Source organism: Paracoccus fontiphilus (genome assembly GCF_017356265.1).
Taxonomy (GTDB): Bacteria; Pseudomonadota; Alphaproteobacteria; order Rhodobacterales; family Rhodobacteraceae; genus Paracoccus; species Paracoccus fontiphilus.
The window spans coordinates 74,551-92,332 of sequence record NZ_JAFNAW010000001.1 but is presented as its reverse complement, the minus strand read 5'-3'; the positions used below and the strand labels follow the sequence as shown (position 1 = coordinate 92,332).

At 63.6% G+C, this 17,782-nt stretch carries 28 protein-coding genes; 11 read left to right on the top strand and 17 right to left on the bottom strand.

Features of this window, described 5'->3' with window-relative positions:
* Positions 1–12 precede the first annotated feature (12 nt).
* The 14 genes from J0F76_RS00535 to J0F76_RS00470 form a co-directional block, all read right to left on the bottom strand.
* Positions 13–1,158: a tyrosine-type recombinase/integrase gene (locus tag J0F76_RS00535; RefSeq protein WP_207464527.1), complete on the bottom strand. Its 1,146-nt coding sequence runs from the start codon at positions 1,156–1,158 to the stop codon at positions 13–15.
* Positions 1,148–1,420 (bottom strand): helix-turn-helix transcriptional regulator, encoded by a 273-nt coding sequence (locus J0F76_RS00530; RefSeq protein ID WP_242689892.1) that lies wholly within the window; start codon positions 1,418–1,420, stop codon positions 1,148–1,150. The genes J0F76_RS00535 and J0F76_RS00530 overlap by 11 nt, the downstream gene beginning before the upstream one ends.
* On the bottom strand, positions 1,420–2,124 hold the full coding sequence (locus J0F76_RS00525; protein WP_207464519.1) for a hypothetical protein: 705 nt from the start codon (positions 2,122–2,124) through the stop codon (positions 1,420–1,422). The genes J0F76_RS00530 and J0F76_RS00525 overlap by 1 nt, the downstream gene beginning before the upstream one ends.
* A complete protein-coding gene (locus J0F76_RS00520; RefSeq protein WP_207464517.1) occupies positions 2,121–4,289 on the bottom strand; it encodes a DNA cytosine methyltransferase in 2,169 nt (722 codons plus the stop codon). Before J0F76_RS00520 ends, J0F76_RS00525 begins: the two co-directional genes overlap by 4 nt.
* Before the next feature lie 101 nt (positions 4,290–4,390).
* Positions 4,391–5,443 carry a recombinase family protein gene (locus tag J0F76_RS00515; RefSeq protein ID WP_207464515.1) on the bottom strand — a complete coding sequence of 351 codons (1,053 nt, stop codon included), beginning with the start codon at positions 5,441–5,443 and terminating at the stop codon, positions 4,391–4,393.
* A gap of 2 nt (positions 5,444–5,445) precedes the next feature.
* Entirely contained in the window at positions 5,446–6,411 is a 966-nt protein-coding gene (locus J0F76_RS00510) for a YqaJ viral recombinase family nuclease (RefSeq protein WP_207464513.1), read from the bottom strand.
* A complete protein-coding gene (locus J0F76_RS00505) occupies positions 6,408–6,719 on the bottom strand; it encodes a hypothetical protein (RefSeq protein WP_207464511.1) in 312 nt (103 codons plus the stop codon). The genes J0F76_RS00510 and J0F76_RS00505 overlap by 4 nt, the downstream gene beginning before the upstream one ends.
* Positions 6,716–7,030 carry a hypothetical protein gene (locus J0F76_RS00500; protein ID WP_207464509.1) on the bottom strand — a complete coding sequence of 105 codons (315 nt, stop codon included), beginning with the start codon at positions 7,028–7,030 and terminating at the stop codon, positions 6,716–6,718. Before J0F76_RS00500 ends, J0F76_RS00505 begins: the two co-directional genes overlap by 4 nt.
* Positions 7,027–7,326 (bottom strand): hypothetical protein, encoded by a 300-nt coding sequence (locus J0F76_RS00495; RefSeq protein WP_207464507.1) that lies wholly within the window; start codon positions 7,324–7,326, stop codon positions 7,027–7,029. Before J0F76_RS00495 ends, J0F76_RS00500 begins: the two co-directional genes overlap by 4 nt.
* Positions 7,323–7,532, bottom strand: a complete 210-nt coding sequence (locus tag J0F76_RS00490; protein WP_207464506.1) for a hypothetical protein — start codon at positions 7,530–7,532, stop codon at positions 7,323–7,325. The genes J0F76_RS00495 and J0F76_RS00490 overlap by 4 nt, the downstream gene beginning before the upstream one ends.
* Complete coding sequence (locus tag J0F76_RS00485; protein WP_207464504.1) at positions 7,532–7,912, bottom strand: hypothetical protein; 381 nt, start codon at positions 7,910–7,912, stop codon at positions 7,532–7,534. The genes J0F76_RS00490 and J0F76_RS00485 overlap by 1 nt, the downstream gene beginning before the upstream one ends.
* A 94-nt stretch (positions 7,913–8,006) precedes the next feature.
* Positions 8,007–8,231 (bottom strand): hypothetical protein, encoded by a 225-nt coding sequence (locus tag J0F76_RS00480; protein ID WP_207464502.1) that lies wholly within the window; start codon positions 8,229–8,231, stop codon positions 8,007–8,009.
* A complete protein-coding gene (locus J0F76_RS00475) occupies positions 8,231–8,431 on the bottom strand; it encodes a hypothetical protein (protein WP_207464500.1) in 201 nt (66 codons plus the stop codon). Before J0F76_RS00475 ends, J0F76_RS00480 begins: the two co-directional genes overlap by 1 nt.
* Positions 8,431–8,616, bottom strand: a complete 186-nt coding sequence (locus J0F76_RS00470) for a hypothetical protein (RefSeq protein ID WP_207464498.1) — start codon at positions 8,614–8,616, stop codon at positions 8,431–8,433. Before J0F76_RS00470 ends, J0F76_RS00475 begins: the two co-directional genes overlap by 1 nt.
* A 193-nt stretch (positions 8,617–8,809) precedes the next feature.
* On the opposite strand from J0F76_RS00470, the gene J0F76_RS00465 reads away from it, so the two are divergent.
* Positions 8,810–9,007, top strand: a complete 198-nt coding sequence (locus J0F76_RS00465) for a hypothetical protein (protein WP_207464496.1) — start codon at positions 8,810–8,812, stop codon at positions 9,005–9,007.
* A 48-nt stretch (positions 9,008–9,055) separates the two neighbouring features.
* On the opposite strand, the gene J0F76_RS00460 is transcribed toward J0F76_RS00465, so the two are convergent.
* The 3 genes from J0F76_RS00460 to J0F76_RS00450 form a co-directional block, all read right to left on the bottom strand.
* On the bottom strand, positions 9,056–9,751 hold the full coding sequence (locus J0F76_RS00460) for a DUF1828 domain-containing protein (protein ID WP_207464494.1): 696 nt from the start codon (positions 9,749–9,751) through the stop codon (positions 9,056–9,058).
* A 553-nt stretch (positions 9,752–10,304) separates the two neighbouring features.
* Entirely contained in the window at positions 10,305–10,541 is a 237-nt protein-coding gene (locus tag J0F76_RS00455) for a hypothetical protein (RefSeq protein WP_207464492.1), read from the bottom strand.
* A gap of 347 nt (positions 10,542–10,888) precedes the next feature.
* Positions 10,889–11,149 (bottom strand): helix-turn-helix domain-containing protein, encoded by a 261-nt coding sequence (locus J0F76_RS00450; protein WP_207464490.1) that lies wholly within the window; start codon positions 11,147–11,149, stop codon positions 10,889–10,891.
* A 105-nt stretch (positions 11,150–11,254) separates the two neighbouring features.
* On the opposite strand from J0F76_RS00450, the gene J0F76_RS00445 reads away from it, so the two are divergent.
* From J0F76_RS00445 to J0F76_RS00400, 10 genes are all read left to right on the top strand, one after another.
* A complete protein-coding gene (locus J0F76_RS00445) occupies positions 11,255–11,488 on the top strand; it encodes a hypothetical protein (protein WP_207464488.1) in 234 nt (77 codons plus the stop codon).
* Positions 11,489–11,644: 156 nt separating this feature from the next.
* Positions 11,645–12,082 carry a hypothetical protein gene (locus J0F76_RS00440; protein WP_207464485.1) on the top strand — a complete coding sequence of 146 codons (438 nt, stop codon included), beginning with the start codon at positions 11,645–11,647 and terminating at the stop codon, positions 12,080–12,082.
* A 2-nt stretch (positions 12,083–12,084) separates the two neighbouring features.
* Positions 12,085–12,486: a DUF2312 domain-containing protein gene (locus J0F76_RS00435; RefSeq protein WP_242689891.1), complete on the top strand. Its 402-nt coding sequence runs from the start codon at positions 12,085–12,087 to the stop codon at positions 12,484–12,486.
* Entirely contained in the window at positions 12,486–12,923 is a 438-nt protein-coding gene (locus J0F76_RS00430) for a VRR-NUC domain-containing protein (protein ID WP_207464483.1), read from the top strand. Before J0F76_RS00435 ends, J0F76_RS00430 begins: the two co-directional genes overlap by 1 nt.
* 142 nt (positions 12,924–13,065) lie before the next feature.
* Complete coding sequence (locus J0F76_RS00425) at positions 13,066–14,460, top strand: replicative DNA helicase (protein ID WP_207464481.1); 1,395 nt, start codon at positions 13,066–13,068, stop codon at positions 14,458–14,460.
* Positions 14,461–14,464: 4 nt separating this feature from the next.
* A complete protein-coding gene (locus J0F76_RS00420; RefSeq protein WP_207464479.1) occupies positions 14,465–15,289 on the top strand; it encodes a helix-turn-helix domain-containing protein in 825 nt (274 codons plus the stop codon).
* Positions 15,290–15,343: 54 nt separating this feature from the next.
* The gene (locus J0F76_RS00415; RefSeq protein WP_207464477.1) at positions 15,344–16,117 is read left to right on the top strand and encodes a hypothetical protein; all 774 of its coding nucleotides are present in this window, start codon (positions 15,344–15,346) and stop codon (positions 16,115–16,117) included.
* Positions 16,114–16,947, top strand: a complete 834-nt coding sequence (locus tag J0F76_RS00410; protein ID WP_207464475.1) for a hypothetical protein — start codon at positions 16,114–16,116, stop codon at positions 16,945–16,947. Before J0F76_RS00415 ends, J0F76_RS00410 begins: the two co-directional genes overlap by 4 nt.
* A gap of 109 nt (positions 16,948–17,056) precedes the next feature.
* Positions 17,057–17,251 carry a hypothetical protein gene (locus tag J0F76_RS00405; protein ID WP_207464473.1) on the top strand — a complete coding sequence of 65 codons (195 nt, stop codon included), beginning with the start codon at positions 17,057–17,059 and terminating at the stop codon, positions 17,249–17,251.
* Positions 17,252–17,328: 77 nt separating this feature from the next.
* Entirely contained in the window at positions 17,329–17,643 is a 315-nt protein-coding gene (locus J0F76_RS00400; RefSeq protein ID WP_207464471.1) for a hypothetical protein, read from the top strand.
* The last annotated feature ends 139 nt before the right edge of the window (positions 17,644–17,782 follow it).

Below are 17,782 nucleotides of genomic sequence, written 5' to 3'. Positions count from 1 at the left end.
GCACTTAGCAGGTCATTCCTCCGCTGTGTTCCCAATCCAAGCTGGCGTGTTCCCAATCTCGGGAATGAGCAGCAGGGTTTCGGTGTTCATATGTTCTACTTCTGCGCGTCTTGCGTAGTGCCGTGCCATCTTCTCGGACAGGTGCCCCAGCATGGCTTTCACGCGCTGAATGCCGCCGAAAACTTCCGCATTGCGGGCGACTGCAGTGGCGATCTGTGTCGCGTTCGTATGCCGCAGGCCATGGAAGGTCGGGGCAAATGCACCTTCCTCATATTCGTCATTTCTCGCTGGCCGAAGCCCCAGCCTGATAAGTTCCGTCCGCCAGGACGCCCCGAAGCCGCTGGTCGTCCAAGGTTTCCCGCGCGAGTTGGTCAGCAGTGGGCGGCGCGGATCGACCATCCCGGCTTTGCGCCGTGCGGCCCGCTCAATTTCTAGAATCGCCAGAACTACAGGATGCAGTGGCACCGGCACGGCATTGCCAGTCTTGCCCTGTTGCAGATACCACGTCCCGCCGTCGATACTGTGATCGGTGAGCCGCTGAGTTACATCACCCCGGCGCTGGCCGGTATAGACCGCAGCCAAGGCCACCTTGACGATCTCGGGCTTTCCTTCACTGAGCAGCTTTTCCAGCGCCTCCTCCGGCCAGGGTTCATAGGTCCCCTCGCTCTGCACCCGCTCGATCCGGCTGCACGGATTGGCATCGACAAAGCCGCGGGGCTTGCCCCATCCGAAGACTGCGCTGATGTCGTCCAAGCGGCGGTTGGCGGTCGCGGGCCGCGCAGCCAAGCTGTCATAGAGGGCCTGCACATGGACAGGCCGAATGGCTGCCGCCTCGAACTTGCCCCACCGTTCATCCATCAGGGCCAGTGCCAAGTTCCGCAAGGTTTTCGAGGCAGAGGGAAGCTTCTTGTACTTCTCGCTTTCCCGGTGTTGGCGCGTCATGGCTGCAACGCCGGTGGGGCTTTCTGCCGCACCCGGCGCAGAGCCGAAGACGGCCCGGTGAGCGGCGTCATAGGCCGTCCGATACTCGGCCGAGAAGGGATGCGGCAGCGGCGTCCGCGTCTCCTTTCCAGCGCGAACCACGCGGAAATAGAAGAACTCCCGCCCTGCCCGGATCTTGCGCTGGACGTATCGCTCAAGCCTCACATCAGCCGCCACGGCTCGCCCTCAAGATCGGATCGTCATCGCCCTCGATTTGAGGCGCGATGTGCTTTTCAACATCAGCCCATTTCCAACGCGAGGAAACCCCGATCTTCACCGGGCGCGGCAGCAGGCCTTTGCGGACCCACTCCCACAGAGTACTCTCGCTGACGTCGAGCATCTGGCACAACGTGGCCGAGCCGACATAGGCGATGATTCGCGGCTCTAGGTTCACGCGATCGGGTAGGGTTGACGGTTGGATGTGTTGGTGCCTGCCCATCAGAAAAGTCCTTCCTGCCTCGCATCACCCTTCGGCTTATCCATGAACCGCAGCGCGGACTCGCCCTGCCAGCCGCGCCGCCAGACGAACCAGGCGTTGCGCTGCGGTGGGCTGCCTTCCCCGGTGAAGTCCAGCTTCCACCGCAACAGGTAGCAGTAGGAAAACGGCCGCGCGTCGATCAGTTCGCCGAGGCCGTTGGCCTTGGCCGCCGGCCAGTCCCACGATAGCAGCAGCGCTAGATAGTCCCAGCCGGGCATGTCCAGCGTGTGCCGCAGCCAGCGGCCGTGACCGTCGCGCGCGTTGATCAGCGAATATGGCGGGTTGGTGATAATCGCCCGGCCGCGCGACCGAAAGCAGGTGAAGAAATCGGCGGTCCAGCTATCCGGACAGCCCCGTTCGATCAGGTCAGACGCGCAGCAGGGGATTCCAGCGTTTCGGATTTCCTTGACCAGGGCGCCATCGCCGCAGGCCGGTTCCCAGACCGATCCGCACGCCCGGATCACGTCGCCGTCGCGTTCCAGCAAGCCCCTGATCGCCTCGGGCTGGCCTGTGGGGTAGAAGTCATGGGCCCGGCGCTCGGGATCCGGCTTTCGCTGCGTGGGCAGCTCGTCATAGAGCGTCGGAGCCGAGGCGCGGCTGCGCCCCGACTGTGCGCGGAACAGCGCCTTGCTGGTGTTAGACTTGGGGCGGGCAGGGGCGTTCATGCCTGCGCCTCCTCGCGTTCCTCGACTGCCAGATGCCCGCAGTTCGCGGCCACCAGAGCCTCGGCCAGAGGCGGGCAGACGCTGTTGCCACAGCAGCTGACCTGCACGTCCTTCGGAAAAGTGCGGAAGTGAGGCGTGTCAGTGTCCAGCCCTTCCCAGACGCCCTCGATCACATAGTCGGCCGGGAAGCCCTGCGCGTTGAACAGTTCGCGCGGGGTCAGCATCCGCATGCCTATGTCTACAACCACGAACGTCGCGCCCTCGACGGTCAGGGTGACGAACTCGCCGCCGTCCCATGCGTCATGGGCGCGGAGGAAGTCGGCCACTTGGCGGGCGCGGGCTTCGTGCTCGGTCGAGAAGGGCGGCACGGCCAGCTGCGCGACCTCGATGTCGAAGCGGTCCTTTGTCGTGACCGTGTGCATCGGTTCGCCGATGCGCGGATCTTGATCAGTGCCGTACCACTTGGCCATCCATGCCGCGACCGGCATTTGGTGGCTGCCCGTCGACGTGATCGTCGCCATCGGTTCATCTGCCCGGCGGCCGGGGTTCACGCCACCGATGCGGCGGCTGTCGTTGTTGTGCTGGGCAAGGAAGGCGGCGATGGGCGCATGCTTCGCGCCACCCGCAACTATCGTGCCAAGGGGCGCGGCCACGTCCAGCGCACGGGGCGCTTGGCCCTGCCGTTCGCCATAGCCGGTCTGCACCATCGTTGCGGCGATCAGGCTGTTCTGATCCTTCCTGCTGGCGCAAATGGTGTGGTGCGGATCGCGAGCATCGCGGTTGCGGCCGCCCTGCTGGGCATGGGTCAGGACCGGGGCGACGACAGTCAGCCCTGCGCCGCCGGCGGTGATCGTGTGCGCGGGCTCATCCGCGCCCTGCCACGGCTTTTGGCTGTTCCGCATGGTGGCAAGGAAGGGCGAGATCACCGCATGCTGGATGCCGCCGACCGTGACGGTGCCGAGAGGATCGGATAGCGGATACTCCCGACGCCCGCCGCTGTAGCCATGCGCGATGCTGGCGAGGTTGGGCGCGAGGATGCCCAGCGGCGCTGCGCCACCCGGCTTCTTGATCCAGCTGTTCGCTGTGACGGTTGCGAGCGGGTCGCGCACGTCCTGACCGGTCGCGCCGCTATTGAAGCGCTGAATGCTCGCGGCGACCAGAGCGCTGTGCCCGCCGCCAGCAAGCACGGTCGGGTGCGGCACTGTTGCGGCGCTGTCGCGGCGGGCCGTGCCCTTCAGGCTCATCAGCGACGGCACCACCGCAGCCTTTTCGCCCCGGTGCGCCCCGGTGATCGTCTTGAACGGCTCGGCTGCGTCCTCGACCCGCCCGCCATGCGTCAGGTTCACCAGGAAGGGCCGGTCGGCTTCGATGACATAGCGCTTCATGCCGCGCGCCACGCGGGCCAGCGTGTTCCCCGCCAGCGGGCGGACGGCGCGCAGGCCGTGCTTAGCCATGATCTCGGCCCCGGTGTCGAAGATGCTGGGGCATGGCAGCGACCAGTCGATGCACTCGGCTGCGCTGCGCCACGGCAGCAGCTTGCCGTTGCGGACCTCGGCCGAGACCGGGTTGCCATGCGTCGGCTTCGGCCAGACGATGGGGCGCCCGTCGCGGCGCGCGACCAGGAACCAGCGCTTGCGGATCGTCGGTGCGCCATAGTCGCAGGCACGCAGTTCGCGCCACTGGACCTTGTAGCCGGCCTTGCGCAACCGCTTGACCCACAACTTGAAGGTCTGGCCCGCGAACTCCTTGATCGGCTGGCCGTCGTTGTCGACCGGGCCCCAGGTCACGAACTCCTCGACGTTCTCCATGCAGATGACGTCGGGCTTGGCTTCCTCGGCCCACTTCACCACGACCCATGCCAGATCGCGAATGTTGCGGTCGCGGGGTGCGCCGCCCTTGGCCTTCGAGAAGTGCTTGCAGTCGGGTGAGGCCCACAGCAAGCCGACATGGCGACGGTTGGTAACGGTCAGCGGGTCCACGTCCCAGATGTTGCTGTCCAGGTGCAGCGTTTCGGGGTGGTTGGCCGCGTGCAGGGCGAGCGCATTGACGCTGTGGTTGATCGCCACGTCGGGCGACCGGCCAAGGGCCTGCTCGATGCCGGTGGACGCGCCACCGCCGCCTGCGAAGCTATCGATGATAAGGGGGAGTTGCGGCTGATAGCGCATGGGGTGCCTCGATGTTTGGAAAAGGCCCGGCTGGCGCTGGCTGGCAGGACCAGCCGGGCAGGTGGCCGCGACCCGATCTGACGCGGGTTGCGGCGGGCAGATCAGGCCGGGGTGCCGTCGCGCTCGGAGACAATCTTCTCGTACTCGGCCATCATCTCGGCGTGTTCGTCCGGAGCGCCTTCGAGGATCTTGGCCAACTCGTCAGCATAGAAGCTCAGCGTTGCCTCATAGGGCGCGCCGTTGGTCAGCTCGCGGCGGATGCCGTTGTCGGTGTTCTGGATCAGGTCGGACAGCGACGTTCCGGCTTTCGGCTGCTCGACCGGCGCCTTGAGGGCTGCAAGGCGGTCGGAGTAAGCCTTGCGCGCCTCATCCTTCTCATCGCCCGACAGCTTGCCGCAGTCAGCGCCGACCTTCTTCAGGTCTTCCTCTGTCTTGGCGGCCGCGATCCGCTTCTTCACATCGTCCAGAGTGACGGCAGGTGCCTTCTTCTCGGCGATCTTGTTGCGGACCTTGGCGCTTGCCGAGGCCGGCCCCTCGATCACGTCACCCTCGGGCGTCACGTCGCGCATGACAGGCGTGTCGCGCACTTCCTCGGCTATGGCAACGCCACGCAGCACGTCGGCGAAGGCATCCCGAAGGGCAAAGCCACGGGCGCGGAGCTGCAGCATCCGGCGCGGGTACTGCAGCCAAGGCCCGGCCTTGCCAGCCAGCCCCGCCTTCTTCGCTTCGTCCATGGTGAACTGGCGCACGACCGGGTTTGCTTGGCCGCGACGGCGGATGGTGCAGGTCGCAACCTGACCGTCTTCGCTGATCTGCTCATCGATGGACTCCAGCACGCCGGACCCTTGAACCAAGGCCAGCATGGCGTCGCCCCAGATCGACGGGCGGCCGTTGATGACGGCGATCGACTGCATGGCCTGCAGCGGTGCCAAGCCGATTTCCGCGCCCCATTGGACGGCAACCAGGACGTTGCCCGGCTTGCCCATGAAGTCCTTCGGCACGATGGATGAGTCGGCCAGCAGCTTCGCCATTTCCATCGCCTCGGCCAGGTTGGTCGGGTTCAGAATGCCCATCGAGGGGCGGTTCTGCGGCGCAATGGCTTGCCCTTCGGGTGCTATCGCCAGCGCGCTCGATTGATGCGTCATGGTGTTCATGGTCAGTCCTTCTTGGATTTGAGGCGCAGGACGCGCGTCGTGGATTCGGTGCTGTAGAGGGCAGCGATTTCGGGGTGGTCTTTGCGCAGCGCCTTGGTGTCGATCCGCTCGGCCGTCTGCGTCTTCCAGGTAGCGATCGGCTCGCCCATGTCGGTCAGGACTTCGGCGTCCTGCATGTCCGCCATGATGACCAGCTTCAGTTCGTCCTCGCGGCGCTTGAGGTCGGCCATCTGTTCCTTGACCTCGGCAAGGTCATCGACGGCACGCGCGGCCGCACCGCTGGCCATGTGCGTCTTGGCCTTCACATGCTGCGACCAGCGAGACTGCGCGTCGGCCACGGTCTGCGGATCCGGCGCGATGCCGTCCTCGACCAGCTTCCAGAAGGCCGCGGCTTCGGTCAGCAGGTCCGCGAAAAGCTCAGGGTGCGCCTCAATCGTGTAGCTGCGGTAATCGCTGCCGCCGATCAGCACGGCCAGATCGGCATAGCGGGCGCCGGTAATGCCCATGTACCACTGCACCTGGCAGAGATAGCTTTCGGGAACTTCGTCGGTCCCGTCGGCGCCCCAGACGCTGGCCGCAAAGCCGTTGGCCGTCTTGCACTCAAGGATCCGGTCGGTGGTCAGCCGTCCGTCGATCCAGCGGACGTTGCCGCGGATATCCGGGTTCACGACGGCGCGGTCGATGTTCGCCATGGCGAAGTGATGTTCGGGGTGGATCAGCTGCGCGTTGACGCGCTGGACCTTGGCACCGGTGCGCAGGGCGTATTCCCGCGCCACCACGTCCTCAAGGATCGAGCCCCAATAGAGCCAGGGCTTGTCGCCATCTTCCTCGACGGCCTCGCCGCGCTTCGACAGCCACACGTCATAGGGCGTGGCGAACTTGGACAGGCCGACGATGGCTGCGATGTCGGACCCGCCGATGCCATGGCGGCGGCGCGTCAGAAATTCACTGCGGGTAATCTGGTTCATTGCTGAGCTTCATCCTTTGAAGGGGCATCATTGGGCTGCGGATGCGCGGCAGCCGCGTAGAACATCGGGCAGAAGTGTTCCGCCTTGGTGAGCAGCCAAGCTGCATAGCCAGAGGCATCAGCTGCGGCTGCTGTCCGGTCGCTGTGTTCGTCGTTCATGACCCGCTGGTAGAGGCCGTCTTTGTCCGCCCATTGGGTCATGTCTTCGACGTGCGGGGTGCGGGCGCACCGACCGAACGACTGACGAACAGGCTCCCATTCGTCGCCGTCGGGCTGCTGCCAGAATTTACAGGCATCACAGCGCATCATTCCGCCGCCATGAGGGCAAGGGCTGGCGCGTCCTCGATCCGGCGCACGGTCGGCCAGTCGAGATCGCGGGCGATGCAGACGTTCTGCAGTTCGCGCTCAAAGGTGTCGGTGGCGTCCTTTAGGCAGACCGGAAGGCCGCCATGGGTGGCGATCTCCCAGACCGCGACCGGGCGGCCGCTCTCGGCGGCATCCGCGAAGTTGTCATAGGCCGTGTCACGGCTGCCGGTCACATCGCCGCTGCCGATGCCAAAGCCGGGGCCGAAGTCCTGCACGACCAGGTAGAGGATCGGGGGCATGGGGGTGCGGATCATGCTGCGCCCTCCGCCCGAAACGCTGCCTCGGCCTCAGTCTCCCAAGCCCGCACCGGCTGCTCAAAGCAAAGCGCATCGCGACGTCCAAAGCTGACAGTATCGCCTTGCACGCGCACCAAGCGAACCATGAGATCGCCATCACGGTGCTGCGTCGCCACAAAGACCGCCTCGCGCGGCTCAGTGCCATGGTAAAGCTGCCACTGGACCGTGCGCTTGATCTCGGCGTGGAGAATGCGGCTAGGCTCGACCTGGGCAGCCTGCGACTGCCGGAACTGGTCCATCATGTGCGGGATCATGCTGCACCGCCTTTCAGACGGGCGACGCGGGCATCCCAATCAGCCTGTGCGGCCGCCTTGGCGGCTTCCTCGCTGTCGTAGGGCGTCCCGTCGCCATCGTGGCCGATGAACAAGACGCCATCGAGGATGCTGTAGAGGCCGAAGTCGTCGCAGATGTCCGCGTCATTCCAGTCGGGGGATTGCTGCCATTGAATAGGAGTTGCCATCACGGCCACCCGCACTTTCCGGGACCGACGCCCCTGATTTCAGAGATTGAGGTTTCCAGCCGTCCCATCGCGCGCCACATCGGCCGGGCGAACAGCGCGCCGACTGCCACGATCAGCAGGACCAGCGACGGAGGCACCGGCACCGGGGCGGGCGGATAGTCCACCATGCCCCATGCGGAGGCTTGCTCGGCCTCGCAGGCGATCAGCAGGACGCCGAGGGCGCTGGCGCATGTCACCTTGCCGCCCATCGGAGCGTCGTTGATCGCGCAGGCGGTGCCGGTGTCCTCGACCGGGCGGAAGCCGAGCCCGGACACCCAGCAAGGCGCATCGGGTGTGCAGGCGGTCTGGGGGATATGCGGGACGGTAGCGGCGGGGATCATGCGAAGACCCTCCACAGCACAAAGCCCCAGAACAGGATGACGCCAAGCGCCATGCTGCCCCACACGGCGCAGCGAAGGGGATCGAGGCGGAGCATCAGAACCTCCCTTCCTGCGCGAGGAGCATGCAGGCCTCGGCATCAAGCCCAGCGCAGGCGGCGGGGCGGGGCTGCCAAGTCGCGGCCCACTCCATCAGGAGCGGAGCGGCGACGATCAGCGCGGCCACGAACACGGCAAGCAGGGCGAATTCTTCCCAGCCAATCCGCCGCGCGGGGCGGCGCGGGCTGACGATGATTTCTTCGGGGCGGATGTGGAGGGTCATCAGCGTGCCCTTTCCAGCTTTTCCAAGCGGTCGAGCATGTGCTGCCGGTCAGCGTAAGAAGCGCGTTCCCTCATGTCCTGCGCCAAGTTACGCACGGAGGATGCCTTAACCCTCCCGAAGGCCGTGTAAGCGCACAGCGCATCCAGCCTGTCGGCGAAGTCCCGGAGTGTTTGGGTGGAAATATTCGGGCGGCTATCCATCAGCGCACCCTCCCTAGCCTGACGGCTTTGTTGAGCAGCTCAGCCGTTACATTCAGCAGATCGACCGCCTCGGAGAGCTTATGGGCCGTGTCCGCGAGCGCGCGGGTGGTATCGGCCAGGGCGCGCTCGGCCTTGATCCTGTTGCGGATCGACCTGCGGTACGCCCTGTTAGAGATACGGAGCATTCTGGTGTTCCTCCATCTGGCGCGGGATGCGCCGTTGAGAGGAAAGTAACTTCGCAATATGCGTAGTGTCAATGTAAAAACTACGCAATGCGCGAAGTTATTTTGCCGGCATGATTCGAACCTGCTAAGCTGCCCCTGTCAGCGCCGGGCGGCGGCGCTTGCGACTCGCGCGCGATCGGGCCATCACGCAGCCATGAAGATCACCCACGACGACAAGACATTCACGATCACCGGCCAGCAGTGGGCAGGGACGTATCCGTTGGACGATCTGGGTAAGTGGCTGGCGTTCTACAGGCGGCAGCGGGCTGACTTCCCGAAGGCTGGAGCGGTCTATGACGCCACGATTGCAGGACTAGAGGCGCTGGCTCAGGAACTGCAGGTCAGCGCATGAAAAAGCCCCGCGCGGGGCGGGGCCTCTTGCTTCACGCCAAGCTACTGGTCAGCTTAACACAGGGTGCTCAAGTTCTTCTCTGATCCGCTCTACTGCGCTCTCATCTTCACCGGAGTAGACCGCCCAGGCATCCAGTCTATTGACCGCTCTTAACCGTGTCTTCGCCGTCCCCGACTGCTCCTTTTCGAGAAGAGCCGCAACACGCGGCCGCCCTGGCAAGCCTTTTGTTTCAGACTTCAGCAGCATCGCTTCGAACAGGGGCACATCACTTTGAACGAGGTATAGGGCAACAGGGGCAACGCCAGGGGAGCGCAGAACAACGTCAGCGCGAAGATCCTTGACCCGCTCATCTGGAATAGCATCGAATTCCATCGTCACGCCTTCAGGAAGCATCGCCTCAAGTTTGGCTTTGACATCATCCTTGAATGTGCTGCGAATTCTATCGTGCGTCCAAAGCGCCAGATCAGCAACTCGCGAAATAGTAGAAAAAAACCGCACAGCTGCAGCGGGAACTTCCTGTGCAGTGAGCATTGCTGAGTGTATCTCTAGTGCGTCCTCATCGAACTGTAGACCGTTTGATGAAACTATTGCCGAAAGAGCATCCCGCCGCTGAGACGAGGCAATGTCATATCCAGAAGATATGACCATCGGCAGAATCCATCCGCCGTCATCCAGCCTCCAGAGGCCATTCCTATCAGGGCCTATTGCGTAGATGCCGACTGGATCACCGTTGGCTTGGAACATGGTGCTGCTGATGCCAAGACCGCCAGGGATCTCGTGCACGGAAATGCTATCGCAAAACGCGTGGCAAATTTCCTGTTTCACAGCATATCACCGATCGGTCCTTCCTCGCGCAAGCCAAATGCCTTCACTACAAAGGTTATAGCCCACGCCTCGAAGCCCGTCACCCGCTTTGAACTGAAATCATCCCCTTCGCCGCAACTCCGCCTACGCATCTCAGGAAAGTTGACCACACCTTGGAAGAAGGGTCGCCTAGCCTGGTAATGTACGTGCCACCCTGGATGTGAGCCATGATGCTCCACCCGGCACAGTACGGTGTCGGGCTGTCCACAATGAACCAACATTGCCATGAAATCGTAACGCTCAGGTCTGCATTTTATCAGTACAGAGTAATGCTCGCTGCCCGCCTGAAATTTAATCTGCCGCCATGACCACTGACTTGAGACCGGGTAATGAGCTCGCAGGTTCAGCCCACTTTTAGGAAACTTCTGGCCTGCTTTCCATGAGCCGAGGTCCACCCTCAGCTTCTTCGCCTGTCTAATATCAGATACTGATATCATTCCTCATCCCCAAGCAGCTCACCCACTTCCTGCGCCCATTCGTCCAGCAACTTCGCCGCCCCATAGTCGCCCTGCCGGTCTCGCTCCTCTGGCGTCACCATCAGCATTGCTGCAGCGGTTTCGCGATCCACGCGCGCAGGACTTGCCAGTGTCAGCCGAAGCGCGCCCAGCAGGATCGTGGCCGCAATCTCGTGCTGCTCCATCTCCTCGATGGTCGGCCTATCGTCGGTCATGACCTATCCAAAAGGTTAGTTTTCGAGGTCATTTCACGCCCGCTGGTTCGCCGAAGGTCGCCAAGTTCCGCGAAATTCTTGGCTAAGAAGACAGCTAACCATAGGCGAAAATTCGCCATACTGATCAACCGCAAGTCGTGAAGGCGACGACGACAGCAAGCTCCTCCAAGGCGTTAAGGCGATCTTCCGGGTTGTCCGGCTAGCGATGTTCTTGCTATGTTCTATTTGAGCGCGCATACATTGAGGGACGAAGTGAAAGACGAGACGCTGCTTGAGACCATGAAGAAAGCTCGCGCTGAGACGGGGCTGCCCTTGGATTTCTGGGCAGACCTGACGGATGGCATCCCTCACAACTTTGCTGCGATCTTGTGCGGCAGGTCGTCTATTTTCCCGAAATACATGAACTCCAAGGTCAACCCATGAGCCTTACGGAGCTTTTTGGCAGCAACTAGGCTGAGGGGGCGCCCACCGTTCTCAAATGGGCCATAAGTCTGCTCACCCATCCCGGCGCGTTCCGCAAACTCTCTCTTGGTGAGGCCTAGAGCTCGGCGAGCTGCTTGCAGTCGAGCAGCTACAGCCTCGACCGCATCTTCCTGTTCCTCAAGCATTCAGTGACCTCGCTTCTTTGCGAGGATCATAGCTACGCGCCTTGCGAATTTAACTGATCGGTTTGCGTATTGACTGAGGCTTCGCAATATGCGTAGTTTGTCTGTATGAAAAACCTTTCTCACATCAAGCACGTCTGGCCGAACCCGATCGATCTCGCTCGAGATCTGGGTCTGCCCTATACGACGGTTCATTCGTGGGAACAGCGCGGCCGAATACCGCCTGACCGCGACTTTGACCTCATCGACGCAGCGGCGAAGCGCGGTGAAAAGCTGACGCTCGAACAGCTCGCCGCTGCCCGCAAAGCTGGCGCGCAAACGACCAAGGGCGCGGCAGCCTAACCGCCGCCGCGCCCTTTTTTTGCATTCCCACATCCGCCCCACACGGCACGCAGGCGAGACTGATGACACGCCAAATACTCCACTCTGAACACCAGCAGTCCCCACGATCCGAAAGTAACACGGGCGTGAGACGCCTCAAAGAAATCGAGGTTTCCCATGGCTGACCTCAAGTTGATCATCGGATCGCACATGCGCGCGATGGTTGGCCGTCTCGGTTGCTTCGACGCCGTGGCGGAAACCATCAACGCCCGCTGGGGCGCCCACACCGTCAAGGGCACGATCAGCCGCAAGGTCAGCGGCTCGCTGAACTGGGACGTGTTCGACATCGTGGCGCTGGAAGATGCCTTGGGGTGCGATCCGGTCACGCAGACGCTGGTTCGTCGCAACATCGAGGCGGCCGTCAGCGGCAACAACATCAGCCCGATTACCGACGCCGCCGTCATCTCGAAGGAGAACGGTGAAGCCATCGCGGCGCTGATCCAGGCGGGCCAGTCGGACTGCGCCGGCCTGCGGGCCGAGGCGATCTGCCAGCTGGAGGAAGCCGAGCGGGCGATCAGGGCCGCCAAGGCGCGGCTGATGCAGGTGGGGAAATAACGATGCCGAAAGACACCACCATCACGATCAGCGGCGGCGGCCAGTCGGTCACCATGAAGGAAGACGAGTTCTTCGCCGCGGCAAAGCGCATGGGCGAAGCAGACCGCAAGCGCCGGAAGGCGCCGCCTGTCAAAGAAACTCCCGAGGACAAAGCCGTGTCAGACCAAGCCTATTCCGTGGCCGCCGACGAGCTGCGCCAGTTCATCGAACAGTACGAGCAACTGGAAGCCGAGAAGAAGGACATCACCGAGCGCCAGAAAGAGGTGATGAGCGAGGCCAAGGCCCGCGGCTACGACACCAAGGTCATGAAGAAGATCGTGGCCCTGCGGAAGCGCGACCGCGACGACGTGGCCGAGGAGGAAGCGATCCTCGAAATGTACAAGCAAGCTCTGGGGATGGGCTGATGGCCACCCGCATGACAGCCGCTGAGCTGGTCAACAGCCAGAACCGAAAGTCGAAGCCAAGGGACATTGAAGGACCGATTCATAGGTCGATCCTGGCGCACCTGCGCCTTGTTCTGCCCAAGGGCTCCATCGTCCACCACAGCCCGAATGCCATCGGGCTGTCCGGCATCCAGGTCATGAAGCAAATCGCTCGTGACAAGGCGATGGGGACGGTCAAAGGCTTTCCAGATCTCCTCTGCCTGCTTCCTGGTCCGCGCGTTTGGGCCTTCGAGGTCAAAGCCCCCGGCAATCACCCCGACAAGGATCAGCGCGAACTGCACGAGACCATGCGCGCCCAAGGCATCCGCGTGGCCGTGGTTCGCAGCATCAAGGATGTGGATGAGGCCGTAGCGCAGTGGACTGTTGAGGGCACCGGCCAGTGGGGGATGCAGAAATGAAGCCTACGCCAGAGCAGACCCTTCGCGCCTTGGATCGCGTCAGCCGCGGCCTAGTCTGGAACGCAACCCCGCAGCGCGATCCGTGGAAGCATGTCGCCGCTGCTGCGGCTGGCATGATCCAATATCCTCAAGAGGCAGCGGAATGACCACGGTTACCGCGATCCGGCCCGACGCTGGCCACCAGTCCTTAGAGGCCGAGCAGCAGCTTCTGGGCGCCTTGATCATGGATGATCGGATGACGCCCATTGCCATGCGCGCAGGGGGTGCTGATCTGTTCGCCCATCCTCTGCACGCTGAAATCTATGAGGTGATCGAAGCCCGCGCCAACAGCGGCGAGCTGGTCAGCCCTGTCACGCTCAAGGCGGCCCTGCAGGGTTCCCGCGACCTCGATGAAGCTGGTGGGCCCGCTTATCTGGTGCGGCTGGCAGGATGTGCCCTTTCCGGCGACCGTGAGGCTGTCCGCAGCCTCGCCGACCTGCTGGCCGAACAGACACGCAAGCGCGCGCTGACCGCTGCCATTTCGGAAGCCCAGGTCGGGCTTCTCCGGGGCGACATGCCGGCGCGCGAAATCGCGCTGCAGCTGGAGCGCCAGATCGTCGCCGCCGAGTTTGCCAGCCAAGCCGACCGCCCGACCTCGATGCTTGCCGCAGTCAGGGAAGCGCTGGCTCAGGCTATGGAGGCCTATCATGGCGGCAACACCGACCTGGTGCGCTTCGGCATCCCCGCGCTCGATGGCATCGTGCCGGGCCTTTATCCCGGCGAGCTGACGCTGCTGGGCGGGCGCCCGGCGATGGGTAAATCTGCCGTGGCCTTGACCATGGCGCTGAACGCCGCCCGCGCCGGGCATGGCGTGGCCATAGCCTCTCTGGAAATGACCCCGGCTGCCATGGCGCAGCGGGCGCTGTCAGAGGCATCGGCGCGCGCAGGCCGCGCGGTGCCCTACATCAACATGCGCAGCGGCGACATGTCCGAGGATCAGGCCCGCGCGCTGATCGAACTCGGCATGGACGTCGGCAATCTGCCGATCACCTTCCTGTCGCGCTCCTATGCGAACGTGGACGCCCTTGTCAGCGGCGTGCGTCAGATCGCCCGCACGACGCCGAACCTCCGCCTGCTGATCGTGGACTATGCGCAGCTCCTCAAGGCGCAGGGCCGCGATCGTTACCAGCAGGTCACGAACATCAGTCTGGCCCTCAAGGGCATGGCGATGTCTCTGGAAATCCCAGTGCTGGCCCTGTCGCAGCTGTCGCGCTCGATCGAGAGCCGCGATGACAAGCGGCCCGTTCTCAGCGACCTGCGCGAGTCGGGCCAGCTGGAGCAGGACGCAGACAGCGTGCTGTTCTGCTATCGGCCGGAATACTACCTGGCGCAGGAAGAACCCGATCCCGAGGATCTGGATGATCAGGCGGACTGGCAGAACGCTATGGCCGCAGCCAAGGGCAAGCTGGAAATCATCGTCGCCAAGCAGCGCATGGGCACGACGGGTACCGCCCGGTGCATGTGCGCGCTCTCCACCAACACCGTCTGGTCGGAGTAGGGCGATGAGCTTCCGCCTGGTCGAGATGGTGCTGGAAAGCGCGATAGAGGATGCGACAGAAGTTGCTGTCCTGATCGCCCTAGCGTCGCACGCTGACAAGTTCTTCTCCTGCTATCCCTCGATCGCCCGCCTCTGCAAACTGTCGCGCTACAAGGAGCGTGCCGTTCAAGGGGCCATCAAGCGGCTTGCAGAACGCGGCGTCATCACCGTCAAGACCGGCGGCGGACGAGGCGGTACCAGCTTCTACACTATCAATCCCGCCGCCCTAAAACCCGCAGCAGATGCGCCCTTTCAGGACGATAAACCCCGCAGCAAAAACACCGTTTCTGACGACAAAACCCCGCAGCAAATGCGCGAAACCCCGCATTTGACGACAGAAAACCCCGCAGCAGATGCGGACGAACCTTCCCAAGAACCTGTCAAGAACCATGCTGCGCGTGCGCACGAGGGTGAGAAGTCAGATCGGATACTGTCTCTCAGGGCGGGTCTGCTGGATGCCATGGGTCTCACCGGATCCGAACTAAACACCAGCGCCGTGTTCCCGGTCCGCAGCATGTCACCGGCCGAGCTTCAACTGAGCCTCGATGTCTGGACCAAGGACGGGCTGACCGACCAGCAGATCATCGCAGCCGTCAGCGCCAAGATGCAGGCTGAGCGGGAGCGCGACGGATCGTTCCTGCCAAAGTCCGTCAGGTTCTTCGATGGCGCGATCAGCGACCACGCAAAACGCCTGAGCCGCCCAGCAGGCAGAGGCGCATCCACCGCCACAGCCCAAGCAGAAACCCCCGAGCAGCGCAGCAGGCGCCGCCGCCGACTGATCGGAGGATGAGCGAATGACCCACACCCCACAGCCTGACCCCCGCCTGACCAAAGGAACCCCACAATGACCATGCACTTCCTCCGCCCCACCAACCGCCAGCAGATCGTTGAGCGCGCCGATGCGATCCTCCTCGAAGCCGAAGCCATGCGCGACCTGGCAGCCGCCCTCGGCCGGTTCGAGGAGGCCACCGGCCGCAGGGTATTCGTCTCGGATGCGGTCTACGACACGAGCATCGCCGAGGCGCAGTGGCTGGCTGACAGCGACGCGGGCGTCTACGAAACCGACATGCCCGTGGAGATCGGCGGGGCCGACCTGCCGTTGGACCTGTCCGGCATCGAGATCGAGAACGCCGCGCAGGCTGACCTTGGCGAATGGGTTAAGGTCGAGGGCGACGGATCGGGCGAGGCGCTGCCGCCGCTCGAAGCCGACGCCGAGGATTCGGTCGTTGATGTGCATGAAGCGCCCGCCGGTGAGCCACAACCGGCCTTGCCGTCTTCGGATAGACCACAAGCCGCGCCCGCGGCCCGCAAGCAGAAAGCCGAAGACCGCCCCTGGGGCAAGCTGACCCTGCCCGAGCGGCAGATCGTCAAGCACCTGGAGCGGCTGCCCAAGACCTTCACGCCGGAGGATGACCTGCGCCTCGTGGAGCTGCTGACCGGCGGCAACAAGATCGATGCGGCTGCGGCGTTCCTCGAAGTCGAGCCGGACGTCGCGCTGACCCGCTGGAAGTCGTTCCTGACCGAGGACGTGATCGGCGCGAACGGCAAGCCGACCATCGACGGCCAGCAGCGGCTGCTGAACGCGCTGCGGTACCGCGTGGAGACGGCCGACGCATGAGCATCCACCAGCCCATCAACGACCCAGACCGCGCGCTGATCGACGCTTACCTCGAAAAGCACCCGGTTACGGTATGCCCGTCGCAGTTCCGGCAGCCCGCGCGGAAGGGGCGGCGCAGGGCGGCGGCGGTCGAGCCTCAGCCCGAGGCCACCACCGACGCGCCACGGATCCGCACGACCGACCGCTCTGACCAGGCAGGCCCGCGCGTCATGTCGATCCAGCAGGCGCTGGAATGGGCGTTCCTGACCGAGAAGGCGCAGATCGACTTCGACCAGTACGGCGCCCATGAGTTCGACCGCGTGGGCGTGGACCCGCTCTGGCGCGGCATGCAGATGGCGATCCTCGGCACGGCCGTGGACGGCGGCGGTACCAGCGACCCGGCGGCGGACGCGCAGATCATCGCGTCCTACGTCGAGGCGCTACCCGAAAGCTGCGGTGGCCGGCGCATGGCAACCCAGGTGGCCGAGCTGGCGCGGCTTCGCAGCGTGCCGGACTGGGGGCAGGGCGAGCGGCTGGCCATCGTGCCGTGCGGGTGGGAGCCCTGCGGCTGGGATCCGGAGAAGCGCGCGGCGATCTTCACCGCGACCACGGAGAACACCGGCAGCATCTGGGAGTGGCGGGACAAGTACCGCAAGCGGCGGGTGAAGGCCGGCGAGGTCTGCCCGGTCAGCTACACCGGGACGGCTCGCATGATCAGGGCCAAGCGGGAGAACTACCTGCAGTGGTGGGGCGCGCTGCTGCACCTGGCGGCCAGTCTTCGGGGGTGCCTGCACGGGATCGAGCTGACGGATGTGATGCCGGTGATGACGCCTTGGAGGGCAGAGGAATGAGCGACGGGACCAAGCACCCCCAGGATGAAGCCGCGCGGCGGTGGGTCGAGGTAGAGCTTCCGGTTCCCGATGCCGAAGATGCGGTAGTGCTAGGAAAGGCTTTGTCAGAATGACCAACATGAAGATCACTGTCGTCCGCTTTCCTGATGGCTCCTGGTCGCACGGAGGATCACCTGATGATCCTGACTACGCGGAATGTGACGTTTGGGTCATTGATGACAGCATTCCGCGCATGGCGATCCGCAAGGCGCAAGCAAGGTATCGTCGGTGGAAGGTCAAGCAAATCAGAGAAGAGACGCCGTGATCCCGCTAGAAGTCGCCCTGAACAGTTATACCGGCGATCAGAAAACGGCCGATTGAGAACGGGTATAGGAAAAGAACATGCCTGAAACCACCGCCTGCGAAACCTGCACTAGCCTGTTGCACGAAGCCTTGAACCTGACCGTGCGCGGGCGAACCCTAGACGGCATCCAGAGACGGGCCGACACGCTAGCCGCATCGCGCGAACCAGAGGAATGGCAAGCCTCGGGCCGCTTTGACGATCACGTCACCAGGCACAACCTGACCTGCGATCCGTGGAAACAGATTGAGACACGCAGCGCCACCCCGCAACTATGGGTGGAAGATCAATTCCAACGCGAGTTGCACGATTGGGAAGCGCGGGCGCGAAAGCACCTGATGAACACAGATCACTGACCGCTTGGCAGGCGTTCTTAAACGGTCCAATGAAGAATGACCGACTGCCCCGCAGCAGAGCCTTGACCTGCGGACGTACTGGCAGGGGCGCAAACGGGCCAGCAAGATACCTGTTGACTTTGCGCCCGTTTTGCTTGAC

What these genes read in the sequence shown, in the direction of transcription:
- J0F76_RS00405 (WP_207464473.1), top strand. Translation starts at nt 17,057, where the DNA reads ATGACCAACATGAAGATCACTGTCGTCCGCTTTCCTGATGGCTCCTGG.
- J0F76_RS00500 (WP_207464509.1), bottom strand. Translation starts at nt 7,030, where the DNA reads ATGATCCGCACCCCCATGCCCCCGATCCTCTACCTGGTCGTGCAGGAC.
- J0F76_RS00505 (WP_207464511.1), bottom strand. Translation starts at nt 6,719, where the DNA reads ATGATGCGCTGTGATGCCTGTAAATTCTGGCAGCAGCCCGACGGCGAC.
- J0F76_RS00485 (WP_207464504.1), bottom strand. Translation starts at nt 7,912, where the DNA reads ATGATCCCCGCCGCTACCGTCCCGCATATCCCCCAGACCGCCTGCACA.
- J0F76_RS00465 (WP_207464496.1), top strand. Translation starts at nt 8,810, where the DNA reads ATGAAGATCACCCACGACGACAAGACATTCACGATCACCGGCCAGCAG.
- J0F76_RS00445 (WP_207464488.1), top strand. Translation starts at nt 11,255, where the DNA reads ATGAAAAACCTTTCTCACATCAAGCACGTCTGGCCGAACCCGATCGAT.
- J0F76_RS00510 (WP_207464513.1), bottom strand. Translation starts at nt 6,411, where the DNA reads ATGAACCAGATTACCCGCAGTGAATTTCTGACGCGCCGCCGCCATGGC.
- J0F76_RS00495 (WP_207464507.1), bottom strand. Translation starts at nt 7,326, where the DNA reads ATGATCCCGCACATGATGGACCAGTTCCGGCAGTCGCAGGCTGCCCAG.
- J0F76_RS00490 (WP_207464506.1), bottom strand. Translation starts at nt 7,532, where the DNA reads ATGGCAACTCCTATTCAATGGCAGCAATCCCCCGACTGGAATGACGCG.
- J0F76_RS00480 (WP_207464502.1), bottom strand. Translation starts at nt 8,231, where the DNA reads ATGACCCTCCACATCCGCCCCGAAGAAATCATCGTCAGCCCGCGCCGC.
- J0F76_RS00420 (WP_207464479.1), top strand. Translation starts at nt 14,465, where the DNA reads ATGAGCTTCCGCCTGGTCGAGATGGTGCTGGAAAGCGCGATAGAGGAT.
- J0F76_RS00470 (WP_207464498.1), bottom strand. Translation starts at nt 8,616, where the DNA reads ATGCTCCGTATCTCTAACAGGGCGTACCGCAGGTCGATCCGCAACAGG.
- J0F76_RS00515 (WP_207464515.1), bottom strand. Translation starts at nt 5,443, where the DNA reads ATGAACACCATGACGCATCAATCGAGCGCGCTGGCGATAGCACCCGAA.
- J0F76_RS00430 (WP_207464483.1), top strand. Translation starts at nt 12,486, where the DNA reads ATGGCCACCCGCATGACAGCCGCTGAGCTGGTCAACAGCCAGAACCGA.
- J0F76_RS00520 (WP_207464517.1), bottom strand. Translation starts at nt 4,289, where the DNA reads ATGCGCTATCAGCCGCAACTCCCCCTTATCATCGATAGCTTCGCAGGC.
- J0F76_RS00410 (WP_207464475.1), top strand. Translation starts at nt 16,114, where the DNA reads ATGAGCATCCACCAGCCCATCAACGACCCAGACCGCGCGCTGATCGAC.
- J0F76_RS00450 (WP_207464490.1), bottom strand. Translation starts at nt 11,149, where the DNA reads ATGCTTGAGGAACAGGAAGATGCGGTCGAGGCTGTAGCTGCTCGACTG.
- J0F76_RS00460 (WP_207464494.1), bottom strand. Translation starts at nt 9,751, where the DNA reads ATGTTCCAAGCCAACGGTGATCCAGTCGGCATCTACGCAATAGGCCCT.
- J0F76_RS00415 (WP_207464477.1), top strand. Translation starts at nt 15,344, where the DNA reads ATGACCATGCACTTCCTCCGCCCCACCAACCGCCAGCAGATCGTTGAG.
- J0F76_RS00475 (WP_207464500.1), bottom strand. Translation starts at nt 8,431, where the DNA reads ATGGATAGCCGCCCGAATATTTCCACCCAAACACTCCGGGACTTCGCC.
- J0F76_RS00530 (WP_242689892.1), bottom strand. Translation starts at nt 1,420, where the DNA reads ATGGGCAGGCACCAACACATCCAACCGTCAACCCTACCCGATCGCGTG.
- J0F76_RS00425 (WP_207464481.1), top strand. Translation starts at nt 13,066, where the DNA reads ATGACCACGGTTACCGCGATCCGGCCCGACGCTGGCCACCAGTCCTTA.
- J0F76_RS00455 (WP_207464492.1), bottom strand. Translation starts at nt 10,541, where the DNA reads ATGACCGACGATAGGCCGACCATCGAGGAGATGGAGCAGCACGAGATT.
- J0F76_RS00435 (WP_242689891.1), top strand. Translation starts at nt 12,085, where the DNA reads ATGCCGAAAGACACCACCATCACGATCAGCGGCGGCGGCCAGTCGGTC.
- J0F76_RS00400 (WP_207464471.1), top strand. Translation starts at nt 17,329, where the DNA reads ATGCCTGAAACCACCGCCTGCGAAACCTGCACTAGCCTGTTGCACGAA.
- J0F76_RS00440 (WP_207464485.1), top strand. Translation starts at nt 11,645, where the DNA reads ATGGCTGACCTCAAGTTGATCATCGGATCGCACATGCGCGCGATGGTT.
- J0F76_RS00525 (WP_207464519.1), bottom strand. Translation starts at nt 2,124, where the DNA reads ATGAACGCCCCTGCCCGCCCCAAGTCTAACACCAGCAAGGCGCTGTTC.